This is a genomic window from Flavobacterium sp. CLA17 (assembly GCF_013112255.2).
Lineage (GTDB): Bacteria > Bacteroidota > Bacteroidia > Flavobacteriales > Flavobacteriaceae > Flavobacterium > Flavobacterium circumlabens.
Genome location: NZ_CP068294.1, coordinates 5216028 through 5234847, shown reverse-complemented (window position 1 = coordinate 5234847; position 18820 = coordinate 5216028). Strand labels below are relative to the sequence as shown.

The window sequence follows — 18820 nt, the reverse complement described above, 5'->3', positions numbered from 1 at the left end:
TAAGCCTCTTATTTTATAAAAAAAGCAATACTCCGTCAGGAGTATTGCTTTTTTGTTTAAATTCGTTTTAGTTAGTTTATTGACTATTAACCAAAACCATTAAAATATTATGAATGCATTTATGATTTACTTGCCAATTGTTATGGCAATTATAGGATTACTTTTCATGGGAATAAAAAGGACTTGGGTTTTAAAACAAGATGCCGGAGACGGCAAAATGAAAGAGATTTCAGATCACATTTACGAAGGGGCTCTCGCCTTTTTAAAAGCAGAATATCGATTGTTGACTTTTTTCGTAATCGCAGCCAGTGTAGTTTTAGCAGGAATTTCATTTATTGTTCCCACCACACATATTTTAATAGTAGTAGCGTTCATCTTTGGCGCTTTTTTTTCGGCTTTAGCGGGAAATATGGGAATGAAAATTGCCACAAAAACGAATGTCAGAACGACGCAGGCAGCCCGCACCAGTTTACCGCAAGCTTTAAAAGTTTCTTTTGGAGGCGGAACCGTTATGGGACTTGGTGTTGCAGGTCTAGCAGTTTTAGGGTTGACAGGTTTCTTTATTGTTTTCTTCCAGATCTTCATGAATGGTGTCTGGACCTCCTCTGAAGATATGACTAAAGTTCTGGAAACATTAGCAGGATTTTCGTTAGGCGCTGAATCTATCGCATTGTTTGCGAGAGTTGGTGGTGGAATTTACACGAAAGCGGCCGATGTTGGTGCCGATTTAGTAGGTAAAGTCGAGGCCGGAATTCCGGAAGATGATCCCCGTAATCCGGCAACAATAGCAGATAACGTAGGAGATAATGTTGGAGATGTTGCAGGTATGGGAGCCGATTTATTTGGCTCGTATGTAGCAACAGTTTTAGCGGCGATGGTATTAGGAAACTACGTCATCAAAGATATGGGTGGAAATATCCAGGATGCTTTTGGAGGAATTGGCCCAATTTTATTACCAATGGCGATTGCCGGTTTCGGAATTTTATTTTCGATTATCGGAACCACACTGGTAAAAATATCAGATGACAATGCCAAAGAAGCACAAGTGCAAAAAGCATTAAACATAGGAAACTGGGTTTCGATTGTGTTAACGGCAATTGCCTGTTTCTTTTTGGTAAGATATATGCTACCCGAAGTAATGACAATGGAGTTCTTCGGAGAAGGAGCACAACAGATTTCTTCAATGCGTGTTTTCTATGCCACTTTGGTAGGTTTGGTAGTGGGTGGAGCAATTTCATCCGTTACGGAATATTATACAGGATTAGGGACAAAACCGGTTATGGCTATTGTTCAGAAATCCTCAACAGGAGCAGGGACCAATGTTATTGCAGGTTTAGCGACCGGAATGATTTCCACTTTTCCAACCGTATTACTATTCGCAGCAGCAATCTGGATTTCTTATGCTTTAGCAGGTTTTTATGGTGTGGCTTTAGCAGCTTCGGCAATGATGGCCACTACGGCAATGCAATTGGCAATTGATGCTTTCGGACCAATTTCAGATAATGCGGGAGGAATTGCAGAAATGAGCGAATTGCCAAAAGAAGTCCGTACCAGAACAGATATTTTAGATTCAGTAGGAAATACAACAGCAGCAACCGGAAAAGGATTTGCGATTGCCTCTGCAGCGTTAACTTCCCTGGCCTTATTTGCTGCGTATGTAACCTTTACAGGAATTGACGGAATCAATATTTTCAAAGCGCCTGTTTTAGCCATGTTATTTGTCGGTGGAATGATTCCTGTAGTTTTCTCCGCTTTGGCGATGAATTCTGTAGGGAAAGCAGCGATGGATATGGTGTACGAAGTTCGTCGTCAGTTTAAGGAGATTCCGGGAATTATGGAAGGAACCGGCAAACCGGAATATGGCAAATGTGTTGAGATTTCAACAAAAGCAGCTTTACGCGAAATGATGCTGCCGGGAATTTTGACCATTGGTTTTCCGATTGCAATTGTATTATTAGGAAAATTGGTTTACGCAGACAATAATCAGTTAATCGCTGAAATGTTAGGAGGATATATGGCCGGTGTTACCGTTTCCGGTGTACTTTGGGCCGTTTTTCAAAACAATGCAGGAGGAGCCTGGGACAATGCTAAAAAATCTTTTGAAGCAGGTGTCCTGATTAACGGTGAAATGACGTACAAAGGTTCAGATGCACACAAAGCAGCTGTAACGGGTGATACGGTTGGAGATCCGTTTAAAGATACATCAGGACCCTCAATGAACATTTTGATCAAATTGACCTGTTTAATTGGTTTGGTAATTGCACCTATTTTAGGAGAAGGCCATGCTGCTTCGGCTATGACTGGAAAAGCTTCCTGTTGTGCCAAAACCGAAATGCATGCCGGAGGTGTTTCCAAATGTGGAGATTTGTCAGGAATGACCAAAGAAGAATGCATTAAAATGTGTAAAGAAAAAGGCTGTACCGCTGAAGAAACAGCAAAATGTCTGGCCCATTATGATGCAAACGGAAAATACATACATCAAAAAACAGATTGTTTTGATACCACAAAATATGAAAAAAACCGTCTGGAAGTAAATCTCTCCACCGTAAATGGTGTTACTGTCGGAACTGTGACCAAAACGGAGAACGGTAAAACAACAACTGAGGTTTATGAAGGTACTGAAGCTGAAGTAAAAGCAAAAATTGAAGCAGCAAAATAAAATTGGTGCTAATTATCCATAAAAAATGCCTCTAATTTTTTAGAGGCATTTTTTTATTGATCTTGATTGGGTTCTGGAATTGGATAATGAGTTTTCTCATATTTTTCGATGAGAGTTACTAATTCTTCTAATTCCTTTGATTCATTAGTGTCAGGCTTAGCATCAAAAATAGCATTCACTCTTTCTAATGCCAGATCATACTCTTTTTCTGTTCTAATGGCGTTGATCTTCATTTTACCAATTTTTAAAATTGGGCATAAATATAAGAAATTAATTACAATTTAAGAACTTTGTCAAAATTAAAAATTTTAGATAATGTCCTTAAAAACAAGAATGCCCCTTAAAATTTTTAAGGGGCATTCTTTATTTCGTATAAACTGGTGTTTCTAAAACAATCCGTTCAATTCGGCATCAATTCTGTTAATGATGTTTCCTAAGTCTTCCGGATTATCCACAAAATTGATATTGTCAACATCAATAATCAGGAGTTTTCCTTTGGCATACGTCTGAATCCAGGCTTCGTATCTTTCGTTCAGTCGGCTCAGATATTCGATTGAAATGGAATTTTCGTACTCACGTCCGCGTTTATGAATCTGACCCACCAGATTCGGAATGGAGCTTCTTAAATAAATTAATAAATCAGGAGCTTTCACCAAAGATTCCATCAATTCGAATAAAGAAGTATAATTTTCGAAATCACGGCTTGTCATCAATCCCATCGAATATAAGTTGGGAGCAAAAATATGGGCGTCTTCATAAATGGTTCTGTCCTGAACGATTTTCTTTCCGCTTTCACGAATCTGTAGCACCTGACGGAAACGGCTATTCAGGAAATAAATCTGTAAATTAAAGGACCAACGCTCCATTTGATGATAGAAATCGTCCAGATACGGGTTATCAACTACATCTTCATAATGAGGTTCCCATTTAAAATGCTTTGCTAATAATTTAGTTAAAGTTGTTTTTCCTGCGCCTATATTTCCTGCTATTGCTATGTGCATTACGGTGTTACGATTTTATAATTTGTGATTTCTTTAGATGTAAAAATAGATAAAATTTGGTCTTTGTAACAGAATTTATCAAAGGTTTTTTCTAAAATTTCTATTTGAGAAATTGTATTTGAATTTGTATCAGAAATGTCTTTAAAAAACAAAAAATCACCTTTGCTGAAAATATATTGATGGGTGTTCATAATTTCTATTGTATCAAAATCAGGTATTTTTCCTAAAGCGGTTGTTTTTCCAAAAATGTCGCACGCGAACCAGTTGTTTTTCCTGTCAATCCAATAAAAAGTATTAAAATCGGTTTGATAATATTTAATGGTTTCTGTCAGGGGAGTAGATACTGTTTTATATTCATTTTTCAGATAATCAAAAAGCCCAATCTGCTGGTTTAAGGAATTATAAATCCAAAGCTGATTTTGTGTCGACATACCAATAAACGTAACTACGATTGGGATATTGTTTTGGGAAAAATTAATCTCTGTAATTTTATTCAATTGATTGTCTAGTAAGACAACGCTATTAAAGTCTTCATAAAATAATACGATTTTAAGCGGGTTTTGCAAATCGACTTTAGTGATATTTCCGAGGGAAACACTTTTATATTCAAATGTTTCATTTTCTTTGACTTTACTGAAAACATTGTTTTTGATCAGATAGCAATATCCAAAAGAATCATATCCCAAAAAAACATCTGCATCAGTCTTAATATGAGAAATAATGTCAGTTTTTGTTTTTTGATTTTGTGCAAAAGCAACCAGGGAGCAACAGGCAATAAAAAGAATAAATAAAAAAGGACGCACCGTTCTGCTCATGATGTTTGGATTTGTAAACAGCCAAATTACAAAAACTATAATAGAAACCGTTAAAGCAGACAGGATTTTGCCTTTAAACCTTTATGATTTCTAACGGTCTAATTAATAGTTCATTCTGTAGACAGCTTACAGGTGTTTATATATTTAATTTTCACCTTTTTAAAATTAATGATACATTTGAATGTACGTTTGTAAGATTATCTAACTTTATATAAAAACCAATGAAAAATATATCCTATTATTTATTTTTGATGCTTGCTTTTACCCAATTGCACGCACAGAAAGATTTTCAGGGAATGGCTGTTTACGAGTCAAAAACCCAGGCACCTAAAATTGAAGGGATGCGCGGAAATAGGGATATGACACCCGAAATGCAAAAAAACATAGAAGAGCGAATGAAAAAAATGCTCGAAAAAACCTTTATCTTAAGCTTTGATAAATCAGCTTCTGTTTATAAAGAAGAAGAAAAACTGGAAGCTCCCGGACAGCAAGGCGGCGGAATGCGTGTCATGATGAATTCTTTCATGGGAGGCGGAGGAATTTTTTATAAGGATGTAAAAACAAAATCCTATACAGTTGATAAAGAGTTTATGGGGAAAGAATTCCTGGTAATAGATTCTTTACCCAAGTTAAACTGGAAACTGGAACCTGAAACCAAACAAATTGGCGGTTATACCTGTTATAGAGCAACGGCTGTGAAAGAAGCCAGTAAAACGGATTTTAGAAATTTCAGGCCTAAAAATAACGACGAAAAAAAGCCTGAAGATAAAAAGGACGACGTAAAAAAGACTTCCGGAGAAACGAAAACCAATTTCGAAGATAATTTCGAAATGCCAAAAGAAATTATAGTAACAGCCTGGTATTCGCCGGAAATTCCCGTAAACCAGGGGCCGGAAAATTACTGGGGATTACCAGGTCTGATTTTGGAAGTAAATGACGGAAGAACCACCATTTTATGTTCTAAAATTGTTTTGAACGCTAAAGACAAAGTAACCATAAAAGCATCCACAAAAGGTAAAGTAGTTTCTCAAAAAGAATATGATGAAACAGTAATTAAAAAAATGGAGGAATTCAGGGAGATGAACCGCGGACGCAGCTCAGGACCTGCAATAATGGGAGGAAGATAGATATTTCCCGTAAATTACTTATTCTAATTTTATTTTAATGAACAAAATACTTTGTTTCTGCACCTTTCTGTTTACCTGTATTTCTTTTTCTCAAAGCGTTCGTCTTGATGGTTTTATTCAGGACGAGCAGAAAAATCCGCTGGAAATGGCCAATATTATGGCTGTCAATTCGGTAACAAAAGCAATGGATTCCTACGGGATTACCAACGATAAGGGCAAGTTTCAGTTAACGCTGAAACCTAATAGTTCTTATGTTATTAAGGTAAGTTACCTTGGAATGAAATCGAAAGAAATTGCAATTTCAACGCAAACTGCAAATATAGCACAGAATATTGTACTCGACGGATCGGGAATTGAACTCGAAGGCGTTGAAATTGTGCGCGAAATGCCCGTTTCCATAAAAGGTGATACCATTGTATACAATGCCGATTCGTTTAAATCCGGAACGGAAAAAAAACTCGAAGATATTCTTAAAAAACTGCCGGGTGTTGAGGTAAATGCCGATGGCGAAATAGAAGTAGAAGGCAAGAAAGTCACGAAATTAATGGTGGAAGGCAAAGATTTTTTTGACGGAGATACCAAATTGGGCGTCAAAAATATTCCTGCGGATGCCATTGATAAAGTGCAGGTTTTACGAAATTATAACGAAGTCGGAGCTTTGAAAGGCCTGGAAAATGATCAGGACAATGTTGCGATGAATATTAAACTGAAAGAAGGTAAAAAGAACTTTTGGTTTGGTGATATGACAGCAGGAACCGGCGTTGGAGAACTGGACAGCCGGTATATTATTAATCCGAAATTGTTTTATTACAGTCCGAAATACAGCATTAACGTAATCACCAATTTTAATAATATCGGAGAATTACCACTTACGGCCCAGGACTATTTTAAGTTCAGCGGAGGGTTTAAGAATATGATGAAAAAAGGCGGCAGTAATTTTAATGTTTCATCAAATGATTTGGGTATTTCGATTTTAAGAAACAATCGCGCTAAAGAAATTGAAACGAAATTTGGTGCTACCAATTTTGCCTATTCCGTTACCAAAGAATGGAATATCAGCGGTTTTGGAATACTTTCTTCCTCAAAAACAGATCTGGAAACGAAATCACAGACTACGATTTTAGACTCCGGAGATCAGCAAAAGCGAGACGAAGTAACCCATCAGAAAAATGATTTGGGACTTTTTAAATTAAGCTCCAGTTATAAACCCAATACAAAACTCCAGTTTGATTATGATATCCTGACTAAATTATCTAAACAGGATGAAGATACTGAGTTGCTGCGCGAATCGGTTGTAAATACTATTGCTGCGACAGAAACAATTTTAACCCGTAAAAAACAGGATCCGACTTCAGTTAATCAGAATTTGAGTTTGTATTATACGCAAAGTGATAAAAATATTTTTGCCTTTGAAATGCAGCATTTGTATCAGGAAGAAAATCCATTCTATAACGCGAACCTGCAATCCCGCCCCTTTGTTTTGTCAGGTTATGATCCAAATCAAACCAGAAATGATCTGAATCAGGATCGTTTTGTGAAAACCAACAAAATAGATGCTAAGCTGGATTATTACTATATGGTTACGCCCAAAAGTAATGTCAATATTACTTTCGGGAATACCTATTCGTATCAGGATTTTAACTCCCATATTTTTCAAATGTTAGATAACGGAGCTAAAAATGACCTGAACAATGCCGAAAATAACAATCAGGTCAATTATAATTTTAATGATGTATTCCTGGGATTTCACTATAAAATTTTAGCCGGAAAATTTACCCTCACACCGGGTGTTAGTGTGCATTCGTACGGAATGAAAAATACGCAGTCAGGGACCGGTTATTCGCAAAATTTCGCAAAAGTACTGCCGGACTTTTTTGCTTTATACCAAATCAAAAAATCAGAATCGTTAACGTACAATTTTGCACTATCCAATGATTTTACCGATATCAACCAATTGGCTGCGGGTTATGTAATATCCGACTACAGCAGTTTGTTTCGCGGAAATCGTTATCTGGAAAATGCGACTTCGCAGGTCCATTCCCTGCGGTATTTTAAATACAATATGTTTAATTTTGAAAATATTTTCGCCAATGCCACCTACACTAAAAAAGTAGATGCCATAAAAACAGAAGCAGATTTTACAGGAATCAACCAATCTTCTACGCCTTACAATTCTAACCTTGCCGATGAAACTTTTTCTGGGATGGGAAATTACGGAAGATCCTTTCTCAAAAACTATAAAGCTTCTGTAAATGCCAGTTTAAATTGGTCTAAATTCAATAATATCCAAAATAATCAATCGGCCACAACTGAAAGTTTTAGTCAAAGTTATACCATAAAAGCCTCAACAAATTATAAGAACCTGCCGAACATCGAATTTGGATATAATGCCTTAATCAATCAATACAGTGGTTCGACATTCTATACAGACAAACCTTTTGCACGATTAGATTATTACTTTTTGGAAAGCTTTTCATTTGTTTCCGAGTATGAGTTTTATCATTATTATAATTCAGGCAAAACGGTTGATAATGAATATGATTTTTTAAGTGCCAGTTTAATTTATCAGAAAAAAGACAGCAAGTGGGAATATAAAATTGCGGCGACAAATCTCTTAAATACAAGGTATCTTAACGATGACAGTTTTTCTCAGTTTTCTACAAGAGTGTCACAATACACTGTACAGCCACGTTACATCATTTTTTCGATGAAATACAACTTATAGTATTTTGATTACTAAAAATTAAAAATTAGTTGCTTCATTTGTGATCAGAATCAAATATCTTTGTGCTTAGTATTAACAACCAAAAAAGGTAAGCATGCGCAATTTTATATCGAGTTTCTTCGCGTTTTTTTGTTTAATATCTGTTTCTTTTTCTCAAACAAATAGTATTGAAAAAGGGACTTATATCTCAACAAACAAAGGACAAAAAATCAAGTTAAATTTATTGGACAATAATAAGTACGAGCTGGTGTTTTATTCCGGCGAATACAAGATTAAAGGTGATTCGTTGTTGTTTTCTCAGGAGGTAAAAACAGATGATTCTTTTAACCTTGCGTTTAAGAATGATAAAAAAGCAAAAAAAATTAAGATTAAATTTTTAGAACCGTCTTATTATTCACTTTATATAGGAACACAAAAGGGTTCTGAGCCAGTTCAGTATCAGAAAGTTTCAGACCTTAAAACAAAAGTAGATCCCGATTGGATAAATCCGGATTTGGAATTTGAGATTGAGAAAACTGATTATTTGTATTTGGTTTATGAAGGTTATGACTCGGAATCGAGGCTATATAAATATGCTTTGCCAAAAGATGTTTCAGAAGTGACTATTAAATATGAACTTGATGTTTTAGGGGATTTAAACATTACAGGGATTTTTGACAGGAAAACAAATGAACTTAAAATTTCAGAACAGAAAGGGAAAAATCCATTGGTGTTTTTAAATGAAAAAGAAACTCCGGAAGTCATTGCTTCAAAAGTTCTGCCAATTGAAAAACAAACTATTTCAAACTGGACTTATCCAGGAAAAGAAATTTTATTAGGGGATGATTTTGGTACTGTTGCTGACAGCTCAGCAGTTACTGTTGACAGTGCTTATGCTTCTCCTAAAATTAATTTTAAATTTAAAATTGAGAGCAGCTTAAAAGAAGCAATTGCTGCAACTAAAAATGCAAAGACAAAATTTCTGGTGGTTTATACAGATAGTAAAAATCCATCTGCAAAAGCTGATTTTGATGCTTTTGTAAAAGAGCAGGAAGTACAGGTGGGTTACAATATGTACGATGTTTATGATCCTCAGTATGATATATTTAATTATTATCTGGCTACTGCCGATGATAAAAAATGGCTTAAGGCAAATAAAATTAATGACAACCCGAGTGTCATTGTTTTAAATGGAGAAGGAGATGTTTTGACAAGTGCAAAATCTACTTTAAACGATCAAAAAGCCAAATTCAATTACTATGATGAGTTTTGTAAAAAAGTACAGCGTGTGAACGCCTTTAATACTTTTAATAAAGTAGTAAAAAATAAAAAAGCAACAGATGTCGATCTGATTGCTGCATTTAACAGAGCTGCAGTGCTTGAATTGCCGTATGACTACGAATCAGATTATGAAGTGGCTGTTGCGGCAGAAAATAATACAGTCGATTTTAAACTGCCAAAAACTGCTTTAGATAAAAAAGAGGTGTCGCAGACCTGGAAAAAATTGATAGAAGCCCATCAGAAAGATACAAAACCCAACATGCTTCTGGTAGAAACAATTTTGAAAGAAATTAAAAACCAGGGCTTTTCTAAACAGTTTTTCAAAGAAGACAGAGTGTTAAATGATACCGATTTTCTTTCTATAGATTATTTAATCAAACATTATGATGCTATTGAAAAAGCCAGATCAGAAGTTGTTGATGCAACTGCACCGGCTGTAAGCGTTACGAACTTAAGCGGTGATATTTCATCTGCCTTGCAAATAAACAGTTATGTTTCGCAGGAAGGTGTTGAAGGAACGGCAAATCAGGATAAGATAATTTCAATCTATAAAAAGTTAATTGCAATCGGAAAAGGCGGATTTGAATGTTATAAAAATTATTTTGCTTACCTGAGTCAGGATAGTGATGAAAGTGCGGATAATACTGCTTTCTTAAAAGAATTCAATACTTATTTTAATACCTATTTGTCTACGGAGAAAGGAAATGTAATCGAGACCTTAGATCAGTTGTTTGCAACAATCGATGCTAATTCCGAGTATTCTTATAACGGATGGAATTCATTTAAGGAATATCATTCTAACTTAGCCAATACAGCGGCCTGGTCTGTGGTAGAGAAACCTGCAAATGCGGCTTTTATTAAAACGGCTATTTTGTGGTCAGAATACAGCCTTGCCGTAACCAAAAACAATCCGTATTATTTAGATACGCTGGCGCAGTTGTATTACAAAGACGGGCAGAAAGAGAAAGCGATAGAGTTACAGAAAAAAGCATTACAATATTCCGCTACAGTTTATGAACCGGATACATTAAATGACATGAAAGCAGTACTGGAAAAAATGCAAAACGGAACGTATTAAAAACAGAACCAATTAAAATAAAAAAGCCTTTGAACTATTTCAAAGGCTTTTTTTAGGACGAGATACATAAAATAAAAGCCCGATTTCTAATTTTAGAAATCGGGCTTTTTTATGTTTAAGAAAAGTAGTTGTCAAAAAAATCTAAGTCAGTCTAACAATATAATTCAGTCTAATAATCTAAATTTACAATCCAAATTCAGCTTTTACTTTATCTACGAAATCAAGTTTTTCCCAGGTAAATAACTCAACAGTAACTGTTTTTACATGTCCTCCCGGAGCAGAAAAAGTTTTCGTTACCACTTCCGGTTGACGTCCCATGTGTCCGTAAGCAGCAGTTTCGCTGTAAATAGGATTTCTTAATTTCAAACGCTGCTCAATAAAGTAAGGACGCATATCAAAGATAGCCTCTACTTTTTTAGCGATTTCACCGTTTGTTAGGTTTACTTTAGAAGTTCCGTAAGTATCAATAAAGATTCCCATTGGTTCAGCCACTCCAATTGCGTAAGAAACCTGTACTAAGATTTCGTCAGCAACACCTGCAGCCACTAAGTTTTTAGCGATATGACGTGTAGCATAAGCAGCACTTCTGTCTACTTTACTCGGGTCTTTTCCGGAGAAAGCGCCACCACCGTGAGCACCTTTTCCACCGTATGTATCAACAATGATTTTTCTTCCTGTCAAACCAGTATCTCCGTGAGGTCCTCCAATTACGAATTTTCCTGTCGGGTTAATGTGATACTGAATTTTATCATTGAATAAATGAGCGTGAGCCGGATTTTTGGCAATGATTCTCGGAATCAAAATCTCGATAATATCTTTTTTGATTTTAGCCAGCATTGTAGCTTCTTCCTCAAAATCATCGTGTTGAGTTGAAATTACAATCGCATCAATACGAGTTGGTTTATTGTCATCACTATATTCTAGAGTAACCTGAGATTTTGCATCAGGACGTAAATAAGTGATTTCTTTGTTTTCGCGTCTTAAGATCGCAAGTTCCTGTAATAGTTTATGAGATAAATCAAGTGCCAGTGGCATGTAATTTTCGGTTTCGTTAGTTGCATAACCAAACATCATTCCCTGATCTCCTGCACCTTGCTCTTCTGGCTTAGCTCTGTCAACACCCTGATTAATATCGGCAGATTGTTCGTGAATGGCCGAAAGAATTCCACAAGAATTCGCTTCAAACATGTATTCACTTTTAGTGTAACCGATTTTACGGATTACATCACGAGCAATTTGCTGAACATCAAGATAGGTATTCGATTTTACCTCACCGGCCAAAATTACCTGACCCGTTGTCACTAAAGTTTCACATGCTACTTTTGAATTAGCATCAAATGCCAGAAAGTTGTCAATTAATGCATCCGAAATTTGATCTGCAACTTTGTCTGGATGCCCTTCACTAACAGATTCTGACGTAAATAAATAAGCCATAATAATTTATTAAATTAAAATTAAGCGAGGTAAAAAAATTGCTAAAAAAGGCTAAAGGAGAGTTTCTGCTTTAGCATTTTTTACTACTGAAATAAAAACGTTTCAGTATTCATAACGAACCATTTCATTATGAAGAGGTTGCAATCAGTTCAAATTTTTCCTCTGTATTCGCGTGCAAAGTTATAAAACCATTTTGATTTGCAAATTAAAGTTATGTTTTTTTTATTTTATTAAGTATAAATTTAACATATCATACTAATTTGATAGGGTAGTAGAAATATTTTTGACTTTTCTTTGGCGGTTCCAAAAAAAGTTCTCAAATTTGCCCAATCAAAAGAAAAGAAAATATGAAATCAATCTCCAAAAACATGTCTTGTATGATGCCGGAAGCTTCCGCATAGAGATTATTGTAGATTATTTTTAAGATATAAAACAAGAACCTCTGCCAGCTGCAGAGGTTTTTTTTTGCTCTAAACTGAAATAAATTAAGAATTAAATCCAATTATAAACCAGAATAATCATATCCAAATTAAATAAGATGAAAAATAAATTACTAGTACTTTTTGGCTTAGCTACCTTCTCCGGATTGTACGCTCAGAACAGTAAAACAGAAACGGATAGTTTGCAGAACAACGAATTGTCTGAAGTAACAATCGTAGGTTCCAGAAGTAAAAACAGGGTAAAAACAGATGTGCCTGTTCCTGTTGATATATTCAACATTTCAGAAATAACCAAAGGTGCCCCACAAACAAGCGTGACGCAAATATTAAATTATGTAGCACCCTCTTTCACCAGTAATCCAACTTCTACTGCAGATGGAACAGATCACGTTGATCCGGCACAATTAAGAGGTTTGGGACCGGATCAGGTTTTAATTCTGGTCAACGGGAAAAGAAGGCATACCAGTGCTTTGGTAAACATAAACGGATCTCCGGGAAGAGGTTCCGTGGGTACGGATTTAAATGCAATTCCATCGTATGCGATCGAGCGAATTGAAGTTTTAAGAGACGGAGCTGCCGCACAATATGGTTCAGATGCCATTGCCGGAGTGATTAATATTGTACTGAAAAAGAACGCAAAATATGTTTCAGGCGATATCCAGTACGGAGCTAATCTGTCATCCGGTTCCAATAATTTTGAAGGCGGAAGCGACGGGCAATCTTTGCAATTGGATTTAAATTACGGAACCTCTTTGGGTAAAGCAGGAAGTTACCTGAATTTTACGGGAAGTGCCGTTACCAGACAGGCAACAAGCCGCGCCGGAATTAGGAATAATGCTATTTTTAATGCTTACAATGCTGTTGAAAACAGAGCGGCTCAGAACGGAGTTCAGGTGAATTCCTTGTTCAGCAATATTAATACGACACCCAATTCGGCTCAGATTATAAGTACTTTGCAGCAATATGCCCCACAGGTTAGCTATTTTACACCGGCACAGCAGACGGCTATTGCTTCTGCATCTACAATTGCTCAGATTCAGACGGCATTAAATTTTGATGTTACCAATAACGAACTTAATTACAGAGGTCAGCAAAGAAGCGATTATAATATGAGCGTTGGTCAGTCAGAACTGGCTACGGGACAATTGTATTATAATGGAAAATATCCTTTAACAGATCTGACATCCCTTTATTCTTTTGGGGGAGTTTCCTATAGAAACGGAAAATCGTATGCTTTCAACAGACTTCCAAATGGTTCAGGAACTTTCACGCAAGTGTATTCCAACGGATTTTTGCCGGAAATAGAATCAGACATTTTAGACGCTTCCGCGGCAGTAGGAATCACCACTCAGTTATTCGGATTTGATACGGATATCAGCTCAAATCTTGGGACAAACTCTTTTAAATATGGCGTAAACAATACCATAAATGCAACGTTAGGAACGGCATCACCCACTAGTTTTGATGCCGGTAAGGTTTCGTTTTTGCAAAGTACCACTAACCTGGATTTTACTAAAAAACTGGATGTACTGAATGGTTTGAATGTTGCTTTTGGAGGCGAATTCAGATATGAAAATTATCAGATTAAAGCCGGAGAACAAGCCTCTTATGGATTGTACGACGTCAACGGGAATTTTGTTTCCGGAGCATTGCCAACGACTTCACCCTTAATTGTGACCGATTTCTTTGGAAACAAGCGTGGCGCAGGAGCACAGGGATTTTCAGGTTTTCAGCCCGCAGATGCTAAGGAAAAAGACAGAAAGAGTGTTGCCGCTTATGTCGATTTAGAACTAAACCCGACAGAAAACTGGCTTTTAAACGGAGCAGCACGTTTTGAAAACTATTCAGATTTTGGAAATATGGTGATTTTTAAATTAGCGTCTCTTTTAAAACTAAATGATTTTATCAATTGGAGAGTTTCAGGGCAAACCGGATTCAGAGCGCCATCCCTGCAGCAAAAATATTTCGAATCCAGTTCTACTCAGTTTATAAATGGTTCCCCTTATCAGGTAGGTTATTTTACAAATGACTCTGATGCGGCAAAAAGTATCGGTGTGGAAAATTTAAAACCGGAAAAATCCAAAAGCGTAAGTACAGGATTTACATTCAAAATTCCATCGGCCAATATTACGATTGCTACTGATGCTTATTTTACAAGAATCGACGACAGGGTAGTTTTAACGGGTCAGTATTCAAGACCAACAGACGCACAAATTGGAGGGGCAACATCACCGGAGCAGGCAGAAGCCTTAACATTATTTCAGGAAGCATTTGATTTAAAAGGTGTGGAAAGAGCTTCTTTCTGGACCAACGGAATCAACTCTGAAACAAAAGGAGTAGATGTCGTGATTTCTCAGAAATATGATGTGATTCAGGATTTCACTATTAGAAATGATTTTGCAATCAGTTATAATGAAACTAAAAGAGTAGGCGATTTAAATGTTCCGCAGTCTATTATTAATGCCGGCGGAGAACCTTTTAAATACTCCTTTTTTCCGGAGTCCAGCAGAGTGTATCTGGAAGAAGCAATTCCGAAACTGAAAGCCAATTTAACAACGACTTTCAATATCAAAAAACTGGATATTTATTTAAGAAACAGTTATTTCGGAAAAGTGACTGATCCGGGGGCGACAGATGTAAACTTAGACGGGTTTTCTTCCGTGTACGAGCATCCGGAATACAGCGCAAAAATTGTAACTGATTTATCTTTCGGATATCAGATCAGTGAAAAATTCAGAGTGACACTTGGTGTTAATAATATAGGTGATGTTTATCCGGACAGAAATAATCCGTCAACACCGGCCTTTACGAACACAACCCCAACATTTTCACCGGCTCCGAGTACAGATTTAACGAATGCCAATCAGTTTGCATACTCCAGAGCAGTTTCGCAATTCGGGTTAAACGGAAGATTTGGTTTCGCGCGTTTGAGTTTTAAATTTTAAATAAAAAAATCCCTTTCAGGTCAAAATACAGCAAAGCCTGATCTGAAAGGGATTTACAAAGAATTTCAGAAAAATTTTCAACGCTGAATTCTTTTTAAATGTTAAATTATAGGTTTCTGTTTGGTAGTTAGAAAATAGTTATTATATTTACTCTATCAAATTAGTAGAATTAAAAAATAAAGTGTTTTAAATTAATACAATTTTATAAAATGAAAACAATTGCAGACAAAATGATAATATGTTGTATGATGCGTAAATGCGCCCCGATCTGCTGTTGCCAAAAGTGAAAGATAAATCTTTGTTATAGTTACAACTATAAACCCTTTTGGTCAGCCAGCCAAAAGGGTTTTTTATTTCAACATTTTTAAAATCAAAATCATGAAAACAACAAATAAATATTCAAAAACAATACAATGGTTGTCGGATACAGCGTCTCAAAGCAGCATCAATTCGATAGCAGGTACACAAACAGAAAGAACGCTACGCAAGGAAGAGTCTTCTTTAAGAGGCCGGAAGTCTTTACTGTTTCAAATTTATGAACTTGGAGAAAAAAAACTTTCCAATTAAAATAAGCCAATCACAATTCAACATACCATTTAACAATATAAAAAATAAGAAATCATGAGCACACCAAAATTTGCAACAAACGCACTACACGCAGGACACGATGTTACTAAAAACGGGGGAACAAGAGCGGTGCCCATTTATCAGACATCTTCTTATGTCTTTAACAATTCAGATCATGCAGCCAATTTATTTGGACTTGCCGAATCCGGATTTATCTACACCCGATTAAACAATCCTACAAATGATATTCTGGAACAACGACTGGCAGCGTTAGAAGGCGGAATTGCAGCTGTTGTTACCGCTTCCGGCGCATCGGCAATTGCAACCACTTTCCTGACCTTGCTGAAAGCAGGCGATCATATTGTAGCATCAAACAGTTTATATGGCGGAACATACAACTTATTGAAAGTGACTTTGCCGAGATTAGGAATCACAACGACGTTTGTGGATCCGTCTGATGCAAAAAACTTCACCAAATCAGCAAAAGAAAACACAAGAGCTTTCTTTGTAGAATCCTTAGGGAATCCAAAATTAGATGTATTGGATCTTAAAGCGATTTCGGCAGAAGCCAAAGCCTTCCAAGTGCCTTTTATTGTAGACAATACAGTTGCTACTCCTTATTTATTGAAACCAATCGAATACGGAGCAAATATCGTCATTCATTCTCTGACCAAATATATTTCAGGAAACGGAACTTCATTAGGAGGTGCTATCATTGATGCCGGAACTTTTGACTGGTCCAACGGAAAATTTCCTGAATTTACGGAACCTTCAGCAGGATATCATGGTTTGGTGTACCATGAAGCTCTGGGAAATGCAGCTTTCATTGCAAAAGCAAGAATAGAAGGTTTACGTGATTTTGGTTCTGCTTTGAGTCCGTTCAATGCCTTTCAGATCATTCAGGGATTAGAAACATTGCCAATCCGAATTAAGAAACACAGCGAAAATGCTTTGGCTCTGGCCGAATGGCTAGAGAAACAGGAAGAAGTAGTCTGGGTAAATTATCCGGGTCTGAAATCAAACAAATATTTTGATCTGGCCCAGAAATATCTTCCTGAGGGACAAAGCGGAATTATCACTTTCGGATTAAAAGGCGGTTTTGATGCCGCTAAAAAAGTGGTGGACGAAACTAAATTATTCTCTCTTCTGGCGAATATCGGCGATACCAAATCACTGATTATTCATCCGGCAAGCACCACACATCAGCAATTGACAGATGCGGAACAACTGGAAACAGGAGTTTCTAAAGATTTGGTTCGTCTTTCTGTCGGAATCGAGGATATCGAGGATTTAATTGCCGATCTGCAAACTGTTTTTGCAAGCGTTACGCAATCGCAATACAGCATTAAAAATTAGGTTTTTTTGTTTTTTGTTTGAAAAATTGCCTTTAGCAATGTGAGTTTTGCTAGAGGTGATTTTTTATGAAAAACATTCATTATAAAGGTTTGAAAAATAAAATTTTAAACCATAAGTATTATAAGTCATTTAAAATTGGGCTTGCTTTACTTAACTGAAATTATAATAGTTTACTTAACCTAAAAATGGTTTTTAAAAATTAAAATTATGTCAAAGCTTAGAATAAATATTATCCTTTTTGGAATTGGTAATATCGGGAGCACTTTAATCAATCAGATTATCGAAAGTCAGGAGTTTTTTCTTCAGAACAGAAACATTGATTTTCATTTTCCGATTATCACCAATTCAACCGTTGCTTTTTTCGAGAAAGAAGGCGTAGGATATGCATGGGAAACCAATTTTGTTCAACTGGCAGTGCCTTTTAGAGTCGAGGATATTGTTGAATTTGCCAAAGAAAATGAATTCGAAAACTTAATTGCCGTTGATGCCACAGCGAGTGATGAATTGATCAGTCATTATAACACCTTAATTCAGAACGGTTTTAATATTGTTGCGGTAAATAAAAAAGCCAATACTTTACCAATCGAACTTTATAAAGAAATAAGGCAGAATCTGAAAAAGTACGATAAAGAGTTTTTGTATGAAACTTCGGTTGATACCGGATTTCCGGTTTTACAGACGCTAAGGGACTTGTATTCTTCAGGAGAAAAAATCACTAAGATAAGAGGCGTTTTTTCAGACAACCTGAGTTATGTCTTTAATCGGTTTTCGTCAGATGAAACTTCTTTTTCTTCAATCTTAAAAGATGCCAGTCTTTTAGGTTTCATGCGTTCTACTTTCAAGGAAGATTTATCGGGAAATGATACGGCAAGAAAATTATTGATCTTAACGAGGGAAATTGGAAAAGATTTTGAGCTTTCTGACATTAAAATCAATTCATTGATAAAAGAAGAATACCTGGAGAAAAACGGTACGCTGAATAAAGAAGCGATTGACAGATCCTTCAAGATTGCCAAAATTACCCAGGCTGATAATCATGTGCTTCGATATGTGGGGGAATTTGATGTTCAGAAAAATACGCTTGAAGTGAAATTGATCTCCGAACCGGTCACATCGGCCATAGGACAATTAAAAGGTTCTGACACGATTTTTGAAATCTTCACGCAGTCTTACGCGGACGTCCCAATTGTAATCAAAAGTGCATCAGCTTGTAAGCAGGCAATCTCCCGCGGAATTATTAGTGACATTTTGAAAGTAGCGGAGAAGATTAAAAATAAAGAAGCAGTTTGGCTGTAAAGTATTCTTAATGAGTAAATAAGAAAAAAAAGTTCTTTGATTAACTGATTTGAGAAGATAAATTAGAAAGACAAAAGTGTTTAATTGTAGGTTTTAACTTAGTTATATTGAAATTAT

General features: G+C 36.2%; 12 protein-coding genes. 8 read left to right on the top strand and 4 right to left on the bottom strand.

The window, feature by feature from the left end:
* Positions 1–109: 109 nt before the first annotated feature.
* Positions 110–2659 carry a sodium-translocating pyrophosphatase gene (locus tag HAV12_RS21545; protein WP_171571408.1) on the top strand — a complete coding sequence of 850 codons (2550 nt, stop codon included), beginning with the start codon at positions 110–112 and terminating at the stop codon, positions 2657–2659.
* 53 nt (positions 2660–2712) lie between these two features.
* Here HAV12_RS21545 and HAV12_RS21540 read toward each other — a convergent pair whose 3' ends face one another.
* From HAV12_RS21540 to HAV12_RS21530, 3 genes are all read right to left on the bottom strand, one after another.
* Positions 2713–2892, bottom strand: a complete 180-nt coding sequence (locus tag HAV12_RS21540) for a transcriptional regulator (protein ID WP_171571407.1) — start codon at positions 2890–2892, stop codon at positions 2713–2715.
* Positions 2893–3045: 153 nt separating this feature from the next.
* Positions 3046–3660, bottom strand: coding sequence for a deoxynucleoside kinase (locus HAV12_RS21535; protein WP_132031969.1), 615 nt, complete (start codon positions 3658–3660; stop codon positions 3046–3048).
* Positions 3660–4475, bottom strand: a complete 816-nt coding sequence (locus HAV12_RS21530) for a hypothetical protein (protein ID WP_171571406.1) — start codon at positions 4473–4475, stop codon at positions 3660–3662. The genes HAV12_RS21535 and HAV12_RS21530 overlap by 1 nt, the downstream gene beginning before the upstream one ends.
* Positions 4476–4696: 221 nt before the next feature.
* On the opposite strand from HAV12_RS21530, the gene HAV12_RS21525 reads away from it, so the two are divergent.
* The 3 genes from HAV12_RS21525 (at position 4697) to HAV12_RS21515 (ending at position 10665) form a co-directional block, all read left to right on the top strand.
* Positions 4697–5602 (top strand): GLPGLI family protein, encoded by a 906-nt coding sequence (locus HAV12_RS21525; RefSeq protein WP_171571405.1) that lies wholly within the window; start codon positions 4697–4699, stop codon positions 5600–5602.
* A 37-nt stretch (positions 5603–5639) separates the two neighbouring features.
* On the top strand, positions 5640–8327 hold the full coding sequence (locus HAV12_RS21520) for a carboxypeptidase-like regulatory domain-containing protein (RefSeq protein ID WP_171571404.1): 2688 nt from the start codon (positions 5640–5642) through the stop codon (positions 8325–8327).
* Between the two features lie 94 nt (positions 8328–8421).
* Positions 8422–10665, top strand: coding sequence for a CDC27 family protein (locus tag HAV12_RS21515; protein WP_171571403.1), 2244 nt, complete (start codon positions 8422–8424; stop codon positions 10663–10665).
* Positions 10666–10848: 183 nt separating this feature from the next.
* On the opposite strand, the gene metK is transcribed toward HAV12_RS21515, so the two are convergent.
* Positions 10849–12099: a methionine adenosyltransferase gene (metK, locus tag HAV12_RS21510; RefSeq protein ID WP_132031957.1), complete on the bottom strand. Its 1251-nt coding sequence runs from the start codon at positions 12097–12099 to the stop codon at positions 10849–10851.
* A 538-nt stretch (positions 12100–12637) separates the two neighbouring features.
* Between metK and HAV12_RS21505 the strand changes: the two genes are divergently transcribed.
* From HAV12_RS21505 to HAV12_RS21490, 4 genes are all read left to right on the top strand, one after another.
* Complete coding sequence (locus HAV12_RS21505; RefSeq protein WP_171571402.1) at positions 12638–15484, top strand: TonB-dependent siderophore receptor; 2847 nt, start codon at positions 12638–12640, stop codon at positions 15482–15484.
* A gap of 378 nt (positions 15485–15862) precedes the next feature.
* Positions 15863–16051 (top strand): hypothetical protein, encoded by a 189-nt coding sequence (locus HAV12_RS21500; RefSeq protein ID WP_171571401.1) that lies wholly within the window; start codon positions 15863–15865, stop codon positions 16049–16051.
* Between the two features lie 54 nt (positions 16052–16105).
* The gene (locus HAV12_RS21495; RefSeq protein ID WP_171571400.1) at positions 16106–17407 is read left to right on the top strand and encodes an O-acetylhomoserine aminocarboxypropyltransferase/cysteine synthase family protein; all 1302 of its coding nucleotides are present in this window, start codon (positions 16106–16108) and stop codon (positions 17405–17407) included.
* Positions 17408–17614: 207 nt separating this feature from the next.
* Complete coding sequence (locus HAV12_RS21490) at positions 17615–18703, top strand: aspartate kinase (protein WP_171571399.1); 1089 nt, start codon at positions 17615–17617, stop codon at positions 18701–18703.
* The last annotated feature ends 117 nt before the right edge of the window (positions 18704–18820 follow it).